This is a genomic window from Vibrio harveyi NBRC 15634 = ATCC 14126 = KCTC 12724 (assembly GCF_001591145.1).
GTDB classification, from domain to species: Bacteria; Pseudomonadota; Gammaproteobacteria; order Enterobacterales; family Vibrionaceae; genus Vibrio; species Vibrio harveyi.
Genome location: NZ_BCUF01000017.1, coordinates 63,129 through 80,137, shown reverse-complemented (window position 1 = coordinate 80,137; position 17,009 = coordinate 63,129). Strand labels below are relative to the sequence as shown.

Here is a 17,009-nt window from a genome sequence, read left to right as displayed (position 1 = left end):
AGATAATAATCATGGATTTTAAAGCAGTACTCGACAAGCTCAAGCGATCATCGGTCGGTGGTCGCACTTGCTTTTTGGTTATTCAGCCAGACGCAGTTTATTTATCATCACCGACGAAAAGCAGCCGACCATCTAAATTTGAGATCTCAGAATCAAATTGGGAACGTGCCTGTGAACAGGCATTAAGTGTAGCTGCAAGCTCTTATGATTCGTTAACGGTTGTGTTAGCTCACAACTACTATCAGATGTACCAAATCGACAAGCCTGCTATGCCTCGCAATGAGTGGCCATCGGCGTTGCCGTTTTTGTTAAAAGAGCTGATATCAGAGCGTGCTATTGACATTATTGCCGATGCAGTAGAGCTACCAAACTCGAATAAAGTCCAAGCTTATGTTCTTTCTCGCAAAATTCTCGATAAGATTGTACTGCTTGCGAGTCGAGTTCAACTGAGCCTTGAAGCGATTATTCCTGAGGATGACATCTGGGGTGATACCTCAGGTGAACTTGGTAATTTCTTATTGCTACAACGCAGCGCACGCGGACACTTCCGTATCAGCGCATTCGTTGATCATACTATCGCTTTCCACCGTTCTATTCGCAGTGTAACGCCACCACTAACGGGCGTACCTTCGAGTGACTTGCAAATGGATAGCTTGTCGCTAGAGCTACAGCGTTCAATCGATTACCTCTCTTCTCAACTGCGTCATGTTCAGTTGCACCAACTGAAGGTGTGTTGTGACGATGAAGATGAACAAGAACTGGTGGAATCGCTTAACTACCGCTTAAGCACCAAAGTCTCTCCGCTGCTTACTGAAGAACACGAACTATCTGGTCATGTATTGGCAGATACGGCGTTAGCTACGTCCAGTGAGCGACGTGTCAATCTTTATCCAGACTTCCTTAAACCGAAGAAGAATTTATTAACCCTCAAAAACGTTGCTATTTCTTGGGGTGTTGCGGCTGCGTTGATCTTTGTTTCTTACGGTTATGTGACTTGGCAAAGCCAAGGTGTAGAAGATGAAATTGCGATTGTGAAAAGCAAGGGCGATATCATGAAGTCAGAACTTCAACACCAACAAGCCAAATTACGTAAGCACCAGCCAGACACCAATAAGATCGCGGCCAAAGCGCGTTTAGAGCGTGAAGTAAAAGCGAAGCGTGACTCATTAAAAGCCGTTGGTAAGTACGATGATTCACAACGTACAGGCTACTCTGGCGTAATGCAGGCTTTAGCCAAGTTGGGCAGCAACAATATTTCTTTGTCTGCAATTCGTATTGATGCATCGACTTTAGATCTCCAAGGTTTGGCGAGATCGCCAAGCGCAGTTCCGAATTGGGTAAGCCAGTTTAAAAATGAAATTAGCCTTGTAGGGCGCACGTTTGATGACGTAAAAATCGGACGTAATGAAGACAACATCGTGACCTTTGAATTGAAGACGCGCGGAGACAAAGAGAAATGAATGAGTTTTGGTCCTCGTTAGAAGAGCGCTTCGATGAAATGAGCGGGCGTGAAAAAGTACTCATCGCACTGTGTGGTTTAGTGACGGTAGTGATGTTGCTTTTCACTTTGGTCTTGGAGCCAAAACTGAATGAGGTTACGAGTAACGATAAGCAGCTACGTAACTTAAAACAGACGAATCAACAGACAGAAATCGAGATCTTACGTATTCAAGCGCAGTTGAAAAAAGATCCGAACGCGGAAATTGATCAAGCTATCTCTCAATTGCTTATGGAAAGCCAACACCTTTCAATGCAACTTTCAGAGATCATCGAACATTTGATTACTCCTTCGCAAATGGCAAGTTTGTTAGAGAGTGTCTTAGAGCAGCAAAGTGGTATTCATTTGGTATCTCTACAAACTTTACCTGCTGAACCAATTACAGAAGACAAAGAAGCGTCGCAATACTCGGGTTATTACGTACACCCTGTGCGCATGGAGCTGACTGGCGATTACTTTTCAATTGCTAACTATCTGACGAAATTAGAAGGTTTACCAGCGAGTTACTACTGGCGAAGCTTTAGCTATAACGTGGAAGAATATCCAAAAGCAAAACTTGTACTGGAAGTTTACACCTTAGGTTCACGAGAGGAGTTTATCGGTGGTTAAGCAAATCATAATCTCCCTAATGCTGACAGTTGTTGCTGGTCATAGCTGGGCAAGCCAAGACCCAACAGCACCATTAGGCTGGCAAAAGCCAGTCACAGAGCAAAAAAAGCCAAAAGCAAAACAATATCGCTTGCCAACACTGAACAGTATTGTATGTAAACCAAATACTCAATGCGTGGCGATTTTGAATAACCGTATTGTTGAGCCGGGAGCGAAACTCAATGGCTACCGTGTAGCCAGTATCAACAGTGAATTTGTAACTTTAAAGCGTGGTGACCGTCAGTGGAAACTAGAGCTTTTTGGTTTAAACGTAAAAAAATAATAACCAGAGCCTGATCAGATATGCGCAAATTAGTTGTAGGAATCGTGGTTGCTTCCTTAATGGGTTGTTCTATGGGTCACCGAGACCCAGTGGAAGTGAAGCAAGCACTTAATGAGTCTATCAATGAAGCAAATAGCCGTGCACTAGAAGAGATCCCTTCTTCTGTAGAAGCCGATCTTATGCCGAACTTAGACACTAGCGTGTCTTCAGAGCAAGGCACTTTAAAGCGTTTTAGAATCCAAGCGAACGCAGTAGAAGCTCGTAGCTTCTTTGCCTCTTTGGTGAAAGGAACTGAATACAGTGTGGCTATCCACCCAGCAGTGCAAGGCAACATCACCGTTAACCTTTCCGACGTCACCCTAGATGAAGTGCTCAACGTTGTACAAGACATGTATGGCTACGATGTTGTGAAATCAGGCAAAGTGATTCAGGTTTATCCTGCTGGTATGCGCACAGTGACCATTCCTGTTGATTATCTTCAGTTCAAACGTTCTGGCCGCTCACTGACCAGTATCGTGACGGGTTCTGTGACATCTGCGGGCACTTCTAGCTCTGGTGGCAGTTCTGACGATTCAGATTCTTCTGATTCAAATAACAACAACGGTGATAGCTCAACCACATCGACTGGCGGTACACGCATTGAAACCATCACCGAAAGTGATTTTTGGCCGATGCTGCAACAAGCCGTTGCAAACCTAATTGGCTCAGGTCAAGGCCAAAGTGTTGTTGTTACGCCACAAGCGGGTGTGATCACCTTACGTGCTTTCCCTGATGAAATTCGTGAAGTTCGTGAGTTCTTGGGCGTTTCTCAGGAGCGTATGCAGCGCCAAGTTATCCTAGAAGCGAAGATTTTAGAGGTGACGCTAAGTGATGGTTACCAGCAAGGTATCAACTGGTCGAATATGACTGCTTCTATTGGTAATTCAGGTAGCGTAGTTATCAACCGTCCAGGTCCTACAGGTGGTCTACCTCCATTGGATGCGATTGGTTCACTTTTAGGTGGGCAAACTAATATCACCATCAGTGATGGTAACTTCTCAGCCGTGATGAACTTTATGGCGACGCAGGGCGACTTGAACGTGCTTTCTAGCCCACGTATTACCGCAGCAAATAACCAGAAATCAGTTATTAAAGTCGGTACCGACGAGTACTTTGTAACCGAACTTTCTAGTAATGCGGGTAATGGTGAAAACTCTAATGCGGTTCCTGAAGTTGAGTTGACGCCTTTCTTCTCAGGGATCTCTCTAGATGTTACGCCACAGATTGACAACAAAGGTAACGTATTCCTGCATGTTCACCCTGCCGTAATTGAAGTGGAAGAAGAGATTAAGAAGCTAAACCTTGGTGGTGACTTCAACAATGTTCAACTCCCGCTGGCAAAAAGCTCGATTCGAGAATCTGACTCAGTGATTCGCGCAAAAGATGGCGATGTGGTGGTTATTGGCGGCTTGATGAAACAGCAAAATATCGAGCAAGTGTCAAAAGTACCGTTCCTAGGTGATGTGCCTGCTCTTGGTAACTTGTTCAGAACTATCAATAACGTATCGCAGAAAACAGAACTCGTCATTCTTTTGAAACCAACAGTTGTGGGCGTAAATACATGGCAGAAAGAGCTAGAGCGCTCACGTGATTTACTGCAAGAGTGGTTTCCTGACGCTGAGTAATTGGCGTTAGGAAGTCTCTGTTTAACGTGGTGTTGTGATTCGAGTATGTACCTGTCACATTTTGGATTTCGAGTTCAACCTTTCTCACTAACCCCAAATACAGAAATGTTTCTGGGGCTGGTACCTCATTATGAGGCGATTCAGACCATTATGGCAGCCGTCAAAATGGGGGAAGGGGTCATCAAAATAACAGGTGAAGTGGGCACGGGTAAAACCATGGTGTGCCGAAAACTGATTGAGCAAATTGAATCACAAGTCGAATTAGTTTATTTGCCAAATCCGGTTCTAAGCGGTGAGCAATTGCAGTTTGCAGTGGCCAGAGAGCTTGGGATTGAAGATACTGACCCACTTAAAGTCGTTTCACTGATCCAAGAGCGGCTGATCCAAGTCCACGTGTCAGGGAAAAAAACGGTACTGATTGTTGATGAAGCACAAGCTCTGTCTTCTGAAGCGTTAGAAACCTTGCGCTTGTTTGGCAACTTGGAAACGGAACAAGATAAGTTGATTCAATTGGTATTGTTTGGTCAGCCCGAATTAGATGAGCGATTAGAGACTCACGAATTGCGCCAATTTCGTCAACGCATTACGTTCAGTTGCCAACTGCGTCCTCTCTCGATCGAAGAGGGCGTTGCCTACATCAACAATCGTCTAGATAAAGCGGGTAATGGGGCGCATATCTTCTCTATTGAACAAAAGAAAGCCATTTGGCGCTCGGCGATGGGCATCCCGAGATTGATTAATCAGATCAGCCATAAAGCTTTACTTACTGCGTTCAATGACCGTTGTACGCTTTTGAAAAATCATCATGTTTACGTTGCCATGCATGACACTTTTGACGCACGTAAACCTAAGTTTAAATCTCCCGTATTTTGGGGATGGAGTCAGCCTTGAGTGCCATCAATAAAGCATTATCAGAACTTGCTGAAAAAGAATCGCCTTCGGAACTAACCAAGGCAGAGATCCCGAGTATTTCTCGAAGCAAACCATGGCTATGGCTTGTGGGGGGCTTTTCGTTGAGCTTAGCTGTCGGTGGTTGGGCGGTATCTCAAGGTCCCGCTCCTATTGAAGAGATTGCAACAGTTTCGTCTTCAACGACTAATATGGAGAATGTTCCACCTTTGCCCGTAGTTGAAGTAAGCCAATCTCCAACCAATAAGACAACGCCACAATTAAATGATGTGGTGTACACGCAACGAATTGAAAAACCGAAGGTAAAAGTCGCATTATCTGCTGCGAAATCAACGCCAGAGGTGGATGATTATGTTCCTCGTAATGAGGTGAGCAGCACGGTCGAGCAGCCAGTGTTGTTGGCGAGTCTGAGCAATAATGTGACGAATTCATCGAATGTTGAGCAAGAGCATTCGATGCGAATTGAGCAAGTAGAACTGACCCATCAAGAGTTAGCTGAAAAAGCGTTGGCACGTGCGGATAAAGCGATGGATGCGAATGACATGAAAACCGCATTGTCATCTTTTAATGAAGCACTTCGTTACCAACCAACGAACCTTGAAGCTCGTCAAAAGCTAGCCGCATTATATTTTGGCAAAGGTGACACGCGCAAAGCCTACGAAATCCTACAAGCTGGTATCTCGCTAGATACGAATAACCAGTCACTTCGCTTAGCGTTATCAAAGTTATTGGTGAAAGCAGATCAACCAGAAGCGGCGCTGAGCCCTCTAGTGCATCTGCCTCCTGCACCAAGCCGTGATTATCTAGCGATGCGTGCCGCTTTGGCACAAAAGCAAAAACAAAACCAAATTGCTCTAGAAAGCTACCAACTGCTGACGCAGCGCGAACCTGACAACGCGCGCTGGTGGCTTGGTTTAGGTATTCAGCAAGAGCGAGCATTGGATTTTTCTGCTGCTATTGCCGCTTATCAACAAGCATTGGGTAAAGTGGGTATTTCGAATCAGTCTCAGGCATTTATTCGTGACCGTTTGAACATCTTAAAACAACTGGAGAACGCGCAATGAAAATTCAGTTGAGAAAGCGCTTGGGTGATCTACTTGTTGAAGAGGGGATTGTCTCTGAAGAACAAATTCAGCAAGCATTGAGTGCTCAGCACAGCACAGGACAAAAACTGGGTGATGCGTTGATTGACCTTGGTTTTATCAGCGAAAAGCAGATGCTGGAGTTCTTATCTCAGCAGCTCGGTTTGCCATTGATTGATTTGAGCCGAGCCCCGATTGATGCTGATGCTGTACAAGTTTTGCCTGAAGTGCACGCGCGGCGCTTGCGTGCCATGGTCGTTGCTCGAAACGGTGACACGCTACGTGTTGCAATGAGTGACCCTGCGGACTTGTTTACTCAAGAATCCCTGATGAACTTGCTTGGTGAATATGACCTAGAGTTCATCATTGCGCCAGAACGCCAATTAGTCGAAAGCTTTGACCGTTACTACCGTCGTACAAAAGAAATCGCCTCGTTTGCTGAGCAGCTTCAGGCTGAGCACCAGGACGTTGAAGGCTTTGACTATGGTATTGATGAAGGTGATAGCGAAGAAGTTACCGTCGTAAAACTGGTTAACTCGATGTTTGAAGATGCGGTGCAAGTCGGCGCGTCAGATATTCACATCGAGCCTGATGACAAAGTGCTTCGCTTACGTCAACGTGTTGATGGTGTATTGCACGAGACGCTTCTAAATGAAGTTAACATTGCCTCTGCGCTGGTTCTGCGCCTCAAACTGATGGCGCACTTAGATATTTCTGAAAAGCGTTTGCCACAAGATGGTCGCTTTAATATCAAAGTTCGTGGTCAATCGATCGATATTCGTATGTCGACACTACCAACGCAATACGGTGAGTCGGTGGTGATGCGTTTGCTCAACCAATCTTCTGGTTTGCGCAAACTTGAAGACTCTGGTCTACCTCCAGAGCTGCTTGCTCGCTTACGTCGCCAGCTTTCTCGTCCTCACGGTATGATTTTGGTTACGGGACCGACAGGCTCTGGTAAAACCACCACGCTTTATGGCGCACTGAGTGAGTTGAATGAACCGGGCAAGAAGATCATCACTGCAGAAGACCCGGTGGAATATCGCCTACCACGTATTACTCAGGTTCAGATCAACAGTAAGATCGACCTAACATTTTCTCGCGTGCTACGTACCTTCCTGCGTCAGGACCCGGACATCATCCTCGTTGGTGAGATGCGTGACCAAGAAACAGTAGAGATTGGTTTACGCGCAGCACTGACTGGTCACTTAGTGTTAAGTACGTTACACACCAACGACGCAGTAGACAGTGCGCTACGTATGATTGATATGGGGGCGCCTGGTTATCTAGTTGCGAGTGCGGTCCGTGCGGTGGTTGCTCAGCGTCTGGTTCGTCGTGTTTGTCCCGACTGTAAAACCACGGATGTATTGGATGAATCGCGCCAGCAATGGTTGGCTGGTCGCTTTCCGAATCAAGTCGGCACCACTTTCCACAAAGGTGCGGGTTGTCAAAACTGTAACTTGACGGGCTATCGAGGTCGAATCGGTGTGTTCGAAATGCTTGAGCTAGAGAATGAAATGATGGACAAGCTGCGTGCGAATGACGCGGTAGGGTTCGCTCAAGCAGCGAGACGTTCCGAGAATTACAAGCCACTACTTGCTTCAGCGATGGAACTGGCACTGCAAGGTATTGTTAGTTTGGATGAAGTGATGACCCTAGGTGAAGGGGATGCTTCTGGTAAAACCGACCCAATTTTCATGTAGGTAAGTGAATGCCAACTTTTCGTTATCAAGGTCGCACTTTAGACGGCTCATCCACCAGTGGCAAAGTCGATGCTGTGAATTCTGAAGCTGCAGCGGAAGCATTGATGAATAAGGGGATCATTCCTCTTAACCTGCGTTTGGAAAAAGAAGCGGTAAAGAGCAAAGTTAGCCTGTCTAAATTGTTCGTACCGGCGATTCCGCTTGAAGTGATTATCCTGTTTTCTCGCCAGCTATTTAGTTTGACGAAGGCTGGTGTACCACTGCTGCGTTCTATGCGTGGTCTGCTGCAAAACTGCGAAAACAAACAGCTCAAAGAAGCGCTTGAAGATGTGGTAGCGGAGCTGAGCAATGGTCGTGGCTTGTCCTCGGCAATGCAGCCACATTCCAAAGTATTCAGCCCGTTGTTTGTTTCTATGATCAACGTTGGTGAAAACACAGGTCGACTAGACCAAGCTTTATTGCAATTGGCGAATTACTACGAGCAAGAACTGGAAACTCGTAAGCGAATTAAAGCAGCAATGCGTTACCCAACATTCGTTATTGTGTTCATCACTATAGCGATGTTTATTTTGAACATTCTGGTGATCCCAGAGTTTGCATCGATGTTTACCCGCTTTGGGGTGGATCTTCCTTTGCCGACCAGAATCCTGATTGCGACCTCTAACTTCTTTGTGAATTTTTGGGGGCTGCTCATTGCGGCAATCGTTGGGGCATTCTTTTTATTTAGAGCTTGGGTTGCAACCGCAGATGGTCGAGAGAAGTTCGATAAGTTCCGTCTACGATTGCCAATCGTGGGCGATATCGTAAACCGAGCACAGCTATCTCGTTTCTCAAGAACCTTTTCGTTGATGCTGAAATCCGGTGTGCCTCTAAACCAGTCTTTAGCTCTGGCTGGTGAGGCGCTTGGCAACAAGTTCTTGGAAAACCGAATTTTAGAAATGAAGTCTGCTATTGAAGCGGGCAGTACCATTTCTGTCACGGCAATCAACAGTAAAATTTTTACGCCTTTGGTTATTCAAATGATAGCGGTTGGTGAAGAGACTGGTCGTATCGATGAGCTTCTCTTAGAAGTGTCGGACTTCTACGATCGAGAAGTGGATTACGACTTGAAGACACTGACAGCTCGAATTGAACCACTACTTTTGGTCATTGTGGCAGGCATGGTTATGGTGCTCGCACTGGGTATTTTCCTTCCAATGTGGGGGATGCTGGACATCATCAAAGGCGGCTAAACCAGTGGTTGAAAATCAGAGTCGCGCAACGCTTATCCTTGCAGGTGTTATTGGGTTAATTTTGCTGGTGGCGTTTGTGCACAGCCTCAAGCCAGTAGAGCAGCAAGCGCAAGTCACCGGAGCCAAGCTTGCCAAGGTTTGGATGCAAGATAGCGTGCAACGTTATCATCAGGCGTGGATAGTTCATGGTGAGCCCAAACATATGTCGATGGATGGGTTTGAACTCGATATGACAGAAGCAGGTCTAGTGTCGCCATTTCGTCAAGACGGGGTTCTGGATTGTGGCTTTTGGTTAGCGGTGCATTACCCGCAACGTAAAATTATGGCGAGCGAGTTGTTAGAAATTCGTGGAGCAATTAAAAGTAATAGTTATACATGTCACTATACTTATGAAAATGGACAGAGAGTTGTCGTTATATCTGACGCTAATTACCTGAAAATAGACGTCGAAATGTCGGCGGAGTGAATTTTTTGACACTTAAGTACTATAAATAGGAATGAAAGTCGGTATAATGCAAACATTACCATAAGAAAAAGGTTGTAATTGAAAGTAAACCATTTGGTTATTCACTTTTTAGCGCAGCTTTTACTTAACAATGGCGAATCGTCATTCTGCTCAAGCGGTAGAGAAAGTACTCACCTAACTAATTTCGCTTAGTGTGTTGAGACGCAAAACCGTTTTGACAATATCCAAAATGGTCGTGTGACCGATAAACTTTGCAGTCACTCTGCATGCTTACATAGAGAGAGTAAACAATGAAAAGACAAGGTGGTTTCACCCTTATCGAATTGGTAGTGGTAATTGTAATCCTAGGTATTCTAGCGGTAACTGCAGCACCACGTTTCCTTAACCTGCAGTCGGATGCTCGTGCGTCTTCTCTTGATGGTCTTAAAGGTGCGATGCAAGGGGCTTCAGGTATTGTATTTGGTAAAGCTGCAATTCAAGGTCTTGAACGCTCGAATACAGCTACAACGGTTAGCTCTGCTGAAGGCAATATTGAAACTATTTTTGGTTACCCAACTGCAACGGCTAATGGTATCGGTGCGGCCCTACAAGATACTGGCGATTGGCGAGTATCGGGTGGTGCCAATACTGCTGGCGCTATTATTCAATACACTTTTGCTGATGGTAATCCTAATTGGAACTGCGCAGTAACGTATCAAGCTGCAACGTCAGGAGCTGCTCCTGTAATTACATCTGCAGATGCTGACGATTGTTAATCGATTTTATTAAAGGCCAGCTAGTCTGGCCTTTATCTCCTTATTTTGATTAATCTCGGAATAGTTCATATGCGTAAATCATCGGGTCTTAGTGCAATCGAATTTGTGGTTGTGTTGATTATCTTAGGTGTGATCGGTTATGTGGTATTACCAAGATTTATCAGCTTTGAACCAGAAACTTACGAAGCGAAGTGGGAGCAAACTAAGCAAACCGCTGAGCACGTTTCTGAAACGCTAAGCAATAAAGAAACCTACGATCGAATTGAAGAAGAATTGGAGCGCTCGAAAGGAGAGAAATAACTTATTGGTGGTTATTTGTACACTTGCTCACACTTCGAATTTAAAACTTATAAACCTATCATTATTCTCATAATTTCATCGTATACTTACTTCGCTTGTCTTAAGCCTAAGGTTGGGTTATGAAAATTCGCAGCTCTACATTAGGGTTTACCTTGATGGAATTGATCTTAGTGATCGTCCTTTTATCTATTCTCTCCCTTTTTGCTGCCAGCCGTTTTATGGGCAAAGGCAGTGTGTCTGCATTTGCACTTCAAGAACAAGCCATTTCTGTGATTCGCCAAGTTCAAGTGAATCGCATGCAGTCGAATATCAATATCCCAAACAAGTCTTATCCTGAAAGATGTCTACCCAGTAGCTACAAAGCTGGAGAGGACTCTAGCTACACTAACTTTTGTCTATCGATTACGAGTACTTGTATAGGAGCCAGTGCAGCGTGCAATCTGGCTAGTAAGGAACGAGATGCTCGAAGCGATGTTGTTGTCGATAACTCAGCACAGTTTTCTATTATTAATGGTGCCTCTAGTCCCATTGAATTTGATCTATTGGGTAATCCTCTCAATGTTTCCTCTGCTGGTATTTCTATTCTTATTCAAGATAAAAACAGTCAAAGCCAGTGCCGAGTATTGATCAACCCTCAGGGTTATGTTTCGGAGGGAGCATGCTCATGAGAAAGCACATTGGTATGACGCTTATTGAGATGATCATTGCCATCGTTCTTATGGGGATTGCGATGGTAGCGTTTACGTCTTTTTTAGTTCCTCAAATTCGTGATTCAGCAATGCCTCATTATCAAATGCGTGCAGCAGCCTTAGGGCAGGGATTTATGTCGCAAATATTGGCGCGCGGCTTTGATGAAAACAGTGACTTCGATGGTGGTACTGTTCGATGTGGTGAGAACGGTGTGAATTGCACTGAGGTGAGTAAATTAGGTGCTGATAGAAAACTCGACGGTTCTTTGGAGGCAACGCCTAATGATTTTAATGATGTAGATGACTATATCGGGTGTTGGAGTACGTCTACAACGGTAGGTCAGTGCCAAGGAGCGAAGCGTGGGAGTATTGCTGATGTGTTAGGGAAGAGCGGTGAAGATAAATATCGCAATTTCCGTGTTGAGGTCGGAGTTGCGTACGACAACTTATCTACGGCAAAAACGACAGGCATCACTAACTATAAAAAAATCACTATTACTATTTTTGCAAGCAACACTCAGCCATTAACACTCACTGCCATAAGAGGGAACTACTGATGAAAGCTCGTGGTTTTACCTTAATGGAAATGATCGTCACCATTGTGATCGGGAGTTTTATCATGCTGGGTATTGCGGGTTATGTTCAGCTTGGTATGAAAGGTTATGCGGATACAATTGACCGACAACGTATGCAAACTCAAGCCCAGTTTGTGTTGGAGAAAATGTCTCGAGAAATTCGCCATGCGGTACCGAATAGTTTTCATGAGCCTGATGACACGACGAAGTGTTTAGAGTTTGTACCTATTGAGTATTCAGGGTTCTACACACTGACAAATAACGACTTGGAGTTCTTATTGGGCAATGACACCACGTTAAACCCAATGCCCGCTAACGCTTGGATGGTTATTAATCCGAGCCGTTATGAAGATCTGCAACCTTCTTCTTCACAAAGTTTAAATGTTGGTGGTCTAGCCAAAACTGGTGATGTCTTTGTTATTAGTGGAGCTGCCAGTACGATTGGGGGCTCTTCTATTTCGAGCCGTCATTACGTCTATCAAGATAAGTCTGAAGTACGTTACTGCTTCGAAAATAATCAAATAACGCGCAATGGAATTACAGTCGCGGATAGTGTTGATACTTCTGTAAGTGATATGCACTATCTAGAGCCAACGCTGCAGCGTGGTGGTCTTGTACACATCAATTTAGAGTTCACTCAAAACGGGGAGCGTAGTGTTTACCAACAAGACGTGCAGGTGCTCAATGTTCCGTAGAAATGTCCAACAAGGTAGTGTTCTGATCGTCGTGTTGTTTGTCATCATTGTGATGGGGTACTTAGCTGCCTCTTTGATGAGAGTAAGTTGGTCAAACCAAAGTACATTAACGAGAGAATTCTTAGGCACCAAAGCTTGGTTTATTGCTCAATCTGCCAATGAGTGGGCACTAACTCAGCTTTATCCATTAAACACAGATGGCTCCGTCATCGCTGATGTTTGCTCTAAGATTGAAAACGGTAATACATCTCCTCCTACACAGATTACACAAGGCTCGGGTTGCCGAATCAATACTATGACATGTTCAAATATCGGTACCTTTAACGCAGGTACCTCTGAAGCTGAATCTCTTTTCAGAGTGCAAGCCACAGCAATTTGTGGTTCCGGGGGGGCTCAAGTACAGCGCCTAGAAGAGATTTGGGTTAGGGAGTAAATAATAATGAGAAAAATAATAACGTTAGTACTTACTGGAGTGCTTTTGCTTTCCTCTTTTTCAAGCTTCGCTGCTGTAAATAACAACCCTCAGTTTGAGTTTGGCACTATCCCTGCCGAAGATTGCCGAGTAATAAACAATGAACGTGGTGTTACATGTAATATCAAGTTTAAAAATACCTATGACAAAGAGCCGCTGGTTTTTGTTATGTCTACGATTGATGCATCTATGTCCAACTTTGGGGATAAAAAGACGGAATATCCTTCAGACTTGCGAGTATGGTCAAAGTCTAAAACTCAAGCAATAGTTAAACAGTTATTCCCCCCTCACTCCGCTGCATGTAAGTACATAAAATACAATTCGCACAAGAATAAGTGGCAATGTAATAATAAAGGACAAGGGAAAGCTGTTACCTTCTTTGATGCCCCAATGGAGGATATTGACTATTTGGTCATTGAACCGGGTGTTATCAGGTTTGATGGTGATGCAACGATTGTTGCTGGTACAGTTAGCTCTGATCTGACTTATTCTAATATCGGCGGTTCAAAGTATCAGAGCAAGGACGTTCAGTTTCGCAATTATGGTCTGAATGCTCAATTTGCGTCCCCTCCAGGTGTCTTGGTACAACTCCAAACGAAAAATAACTACAAAAATAATCAGCCTTTGTGGCTCACTTCTATTGCTTTGAACCCAACAACAAAGGGCTTTTCTCTTATTCTAGATCGTTCCGAAGTTACGAAAAATGCTGAACTCGATACCCCAGAAGAAGTTGGATTTGTTGCTGGTTTAGGTCAAGGGTTTGTTAGTGGTCGTAAATTTTGGTTAGGCAATGGATCAACAAGAAATACACTGGGTGATTTAAATGACAATGTAATTAAACCAGTAACTGAAGGTTGTTTACAGGTTAGTGATTTTCCAGTCTCTGGATTTAAATCTGCACCAGTATTACTTGCATCCAAGCGAACTCGTAATGGTAACAACGGTGGCTGGCTGCGTCGTTGTTCGGTAACAAAAACAGGCGTTGCGCTGATCAATGAAGAAGATATGCAAAAAGACTCAGAGAGGGGGCATGTTGTTGAGCCATTTTCATATTTCTTATTTGATAAGCCTCCTACAAGTGAAATTTGTGAGTTGTTTCCATCTCCAGTCCAAACTTGGACAGGTAACTCCAATGCTCGTCTATATATGAAAAATAACGCTTTGATTTCAGGAGCTCCTCTTGCAAACGGTAAGCGTTATGTAGGCTTCCCTCAATCGAAGATTACCTTAGAAAATAGCGCGTCATGTGACAATTCTGGATGCTTTGGTAATGAGGGTTTAATGATTAAACGACTAGAGCTAGAAAGTTTTCACAAAAGCTCTAAAGAGGTGGTTGTTGATAGCTTAGAGCATGAAACATTTTCTGGGTACGAGGCTTTAGAAAAATTAGAGGTAAAAAATAATGGTAAAGTTACTTTTAAAAGTGGTACTTACTGGATAGAAGAGCTAAAGGTTGATAATAGCGCACAAATAGCTATACCTGATTCACAAAAAGTACAAATTCATGTGAAAAAACTGGAGCTGAAAAATAATGCGAAATTTTATACAGTTGGAAAAGCTGAGCTAATAATTATTGGTCATGGTAACGATAAAATTACGTTTGATAACAGTGCTGAATTGACTGGTTTGCTCTATACAGAAGCAAATGTAGAGTTAAAAAATAATGCAGTAGTTTATGGAGCGGTTACTGCCCGAAGTATTTCGATGGATAACTCGGCAAGCATCATTGCTACAGATAACCATTGTTTTACACCTTCAGACAATTACGAAGTAACACTGTCTCCAGCTACTCAGTACGCGTTGATGTGCGGAACTGAACAACCAAAATTTGATATTCAGACCAGAAATGACGGCAATCTAGAAAGCACTGGTGTAACTGTTCAGATCTCTCCGGATTCAGATAAGTTTTCTGTAGATGTGATAGAGGGCACTGGGTCTGGCTCCTATCCTAAATTCACTACAAGTAGCGTACCTTCAAAACTTGGTAAGTTGAAGTTAGGAGTTACTGTGAAGGATCAAGCTGGTATTAAACTTGATGATGAATATACGTTAAAAGTAACAGTGGACAATGATTCTGCTAAAACACAGACATCGACATTCAAGTTCGTACCTTTCAAGTTTGATGTGAGTGGTCTACCTAGTAGAAATGCGATTGTTGCCGGGAAAGGTTATGATGTCGAAACAAGGGTACTAGCTTGCAGTAATGGTCAGAAAACGGTAGTTAAAAGCTACACTGGAGCCCCAAGCATCCAGTTAGAGCTTAAAGCTCCAAATGGTGGTCGAAGTCAGAACATATTGACCTATGCACCGGAATTTTTGAGTTCAGAACAAGGGACGTCAACTAATGATACCTTCAAGCTTTTAGAAGCAGGTTTTTACACTATCAAACTAGAGGACTCGAATTTTACTTGCGATCCTGAGTATTCTGATAGTTGCCCAATCTCTCCGGATGCCGCCGATAATGGGGAAAAAACTACGACAAAATTGAATGGTTCATTCAGCGTTAAGTCACGACCATGGAAAATTGCCGCGTGTGATATAAAGGCAAAAAATAGTGGGACGCACAATCCAGCAACGCAAGCAGATGGTAGTGGGTTTATTGCGGCTGCTGAGAGCTTCAATGTCATTTACAAGCCAATTGTTCATCCTGACTCCAGTGAGGGGAGAGGTGATGCTTGTGAATATCCACTTACACGAAACTATTTTTCTGATGCCAACACCAAAGCACCGCTCGATGTCGCTTTTTCAGTTATTTATCCATCAAAGGGTGATATTGCTAACCTAGCACCAAACGACGGTTCAAATCTAAACTTTAATTCTGAAGAAGCTAAAGCTGGAAAATTAATGGTATATACATGGGATGAAACTGGCTCGTTAAATCTTCAAACTAAAGCAACGTATTTGGATGAAAAACTAGATGAGTATGACGTAACTGTTGGTCGCTTCTATCCAAAATACTTTAAGATTGTGGACAGTTCGTGGACTTACCCTGATGAACAGAACTTTGTATATATGGGGCAGCCTTTTGATGGAGTTTCATATTCTGTTGAGGCTCTGAACTCCAATGAAGATTCAGTGAAAAACTACGCTTTGTCTGGAACTGCTGTTCAAGCTAAATTCAATGTTGATGAATTGGGTGTCCTTGGCGAACGGTTTGAAGCTCCTAACTCAAATGGTAATTGGAGCTTGGTAAGCGATACTATGAGCATTGGTAGGTTTTCGATCGGGGGGAATCATGTCTGTGGAACTGATTCTGTCGATAAATCCATAGGAAGCGCTTGCTTTAGGAAAGACTTTTCAAAGATTGATGAGCTGAAAGAGTATGCAGATGGACCTTATAATGCAGGAGGGAAGGAAACAACAAAATTAGGTCTCACTTATACGAATAATACCGACCCTGTTGCCTACTTAAATCTAGGAGAGAGCCAAGACTCACGATTGCTTACCCAACCTGACATCCGCTTTGGTCGTGTAGACTTAGATGATGTCGGTGGCAACCAAGGCTCGACGTTGAGAGTGCCATTACGAGTTGAATACTGGAATGGTAGCCGCTTTATTGCTAACCCAAATGACAGCCAAACCGATGTTACTGGTGTGAAGGCTAAACAAGAGCATATTTGGCCTAAAGGTGATAATGCGAAACCTAAGGATGTCACGTTAGGGGCTGGTGGAGAGGTCGCTTCTGGTCATTCTCGTTCTGTAACAGCAAAAGAAGCAGAGCCGTATCGCCAGCAAACTCGCGTATGGCTTAATCTTGAAGGTGGTGGCAATTCGCTCCCTTGGCTCAAATACGACTGGGATAAAGATGGCTCCGAAGAAAACCCATCATCGGTAGTCACGTTTGGTATTCATCGAGGCAATGACCGAGTGATTTATCGTGGTGAACCGGGCTTAACCGGACAATAACAAACTTCGGTTTCTTGCGTTAAGTAAGGAAACTGCAAGAAATTGAGGCTTTCTGCTCATGTTTGTGTACCAATGCCTTGCTGTGACAGCGAGGCATTGGTACATTTAGGACAATTTTTGTCTTCTAAATTT

Annotated in this window: 16 protein-coding genes; all 16 read left to right on the top strand. The window is 43.9% G+C overall.

Features of this window, described 5'->3' with window-relative positions; translation table 11 throughout:
* Positions 1 to 11: 11 nt before the first annotated feature.
* The 16 genes from VHA02S_RS11095 to VHA02S_RS11020 all read left to right on the top strand — a co-directional run bounded on the left by VHA02S_RS11095 (position 12) and on the right by VHA02S_RS11020 (position 16,877).
* Positions 12 to 1,460, top strand: a complete 1,449-nt coding sequence (locus VHA02S_RS11095) for an MSHA biogenesis protein MshI (protein WP_005444325.1) — start codon at positions 12 to 14, stop codon at positions 1,458 to 1,460.
* On the top strand, positions 1,457 to 2,107 hold the full coding sequence (locus VHA02S_RS11090) for a type II secretion system protein M (RefSeq protein WP_005444327.1): 651 nt from the start codon (positions 1,457 to 1,459) through the stop codon (positions 2,105 to 2,107). Before VHA02S_RS11095 ends, VHA02S_RS11090 begins: the two co-directional genes overlap by 4 nt.
* Entirely contained in the window at positions 2,100 to 2,429 is a 330-nt protein-coding gene (locus VHA02S_RS11085; RefSeq protein WP_005444329.1) for a hypothetical protein, read from the top strand. Before VHA02S_RS11090 ends, VHA02S_RS11085 begins: the two co-directional genes overlap by 8 nt.
* Before the next feature lie 20 nt (positions 2,430 to 2,449).
* Positions 2,450 to 4,093 carry a pilus (MSHA type) biogenesis protein MshL gene (gene mshL / locus VHA02S_RS11080; RefSeq protein WP_029789687.1) on the top strand — a complete coding sequence of 548 codons (1,644 nt, stop codon included), beginning with the start codon at positions 2,450 to 2,452 and terminating at the stop codon, positions 4,091 to 4,093.
* Positions 4,094 to 4,138: 45 nt separating this feature from the next.
* Positions 4,139 to 4,984 (top strand): ExeA family protein, encoded by an 846-nt coding sequence (locus tag VHA02S_RS11075; protein WP_017187907.1) that lies wholly within the window; start codon positions 4,139 to 4,141, stop codon positions 4,982 to 4,984.
* On the top strand, positions 4,969 to 6,066 hold the full coding sequence (locus VHA02S_RS11070) for a tetratricopeptide repeat protein (RefSeq protein WP_017187906.1): 1,098 nt from the start codon (positions 4,969 to 4,971) through the stop codon (positions 6,064 to 6,066). The genes VHA02S_RS11075 and VHA02S_RS11070 overlap by 16 nt, the downstream gene beginning before the upstream one ends.
* Positions 6,063 to 7,787: an MSHA fimbrial ATPase MshE gene (mshE, locus tag VHA02S_RS11065; protein ID WP_005444338.1), complete on the top strand. Its 1,725-nt coding sequence runs from the start codon at positions 6,063 to 6,065 to the stop codon at positions 7,785 to 7,787. The genes VHA02S_RS11070 and mshE overlap by 4 nt, the downstream gene beginning before the upstream one ends.
* 8 nt (positions 7,788 to 7,795) lie before the next feature.
* Positions 7,796 to 9,019, top strand: a complete 1,224-nt coding sequence (locus VHA02S_RS11060) for a type II secretion system F family protein (RefSeq protein ID WP_009700370.1) — start codon at positions 7,796 to 7,798, stop codon at positions 9,017 to 9,019.
* A gap of 4 nt (positions 9,020 to 9,023) precedes the next feature.
* On the top strand, positions 9,024 to 9,485 hold the full coding sequence (locus VHA02S_RS11055; protein WP_009700369.1) for a hypothetical protein: 462 nt from the start codon (positions 9,024 to 9,026) through the stop codon (positions 9,483 to 9,485).
* 290 nt (positions 9,486 to 9,775) lie between these two features.
* Positions 9,776 to 10,240, top strand: coding sequence for a type II secretion system protein (locus VHA02S_RS11050; RefSeq protein ID WP_038898314.1), 465 nt, complete (start codon positions 9,776 to 9,778; stop codon positions 10,238 to 10,240).
* 69 nt (positions 10,241 to 10,309) lie between these two features.
* Positions 10,310 to 10,540: a type II secretion system protein gene (locus tag VHA02S_RS11045; RefSeq protein WP_005432800.1), complete on the top strand. Its 231-nt coding sequence runs from the start codon at positions 10,310 to 10,312 to the stop codon at positions 10,538 to 10,540.
* 119 nt (positions 10,541 to 10,659) lie between these two features.
* Positions 10,660 to 11,208: a type II secretion system protein gene (locus VHA02S_RS11040; RefSeq protein ID WP_017187903.1), complete on the top strand. Its 549-nt coding sequence runs from the start codon at positions 10,660 to 10,662 to the stop codon at positions 11,206 to 11,208.
* Complete coding sequence (locus tag VHA02S_RS11035) at positions 11,205 to 11,786, top strand: type II secretion system protein (RefSeq protein ID WP_009698817.1); 582 nt, start codon at positions 11,205 to 11,207, stop codon at positions 11,784 to 11,786. The genes VHA02S_RS11040 and VHA02S_RS11035 overlap by 4 nt, the downstream gene beginning before the upstream one ends.
* Complete coding sequence (locus VHA02S_RS11030; protein WP_038898315.1) at positions 11,786 to 12,499, top strand: PilW family protein; 714 nt, start codon at positions 11,786 to 11,788, stop codon at positions 12,497 to 12,499. The genes VHA02S_RS11035 and VHA02S_RS11030 overlap by 1 nt, the downstream gene beginning before the upstream one ends.
* Positions 12,489 to 12,932 carry an MSHA biogenesis protein MshP gene (locus VHA02S_RS11025; protein WP_038898316.1) on the top strand — a complete coding sequence of 148 codons (444 nt, stop codon included), beginning with the start codon at positions 12,489 to 12,491 and terminating at the stop codon, positions 12,930 to 12,932. The genes VHA02S_RS11030 and VHA02S_RS11025 overlap by 11 nt, the downstream gene beginning before the upstream one ends.
* A 6-nt stretch (positions 12,933 to 12,938) precedes the next feature.
* Positions 12,939 to 16,877: a DUF7305 domain-containing protein gene (locus tag VHA02S_RS11020; RefSeq protein WP_038898317.1), complete on the top strand. Its 3,939-nt coding sequence runs from the start codon at positions 12,939 to 12,941 to the stop codon at positions 16,875 to 16,877.
* Positions 16,878 to 17,009 lie beyond the last annotated feature (132 nt).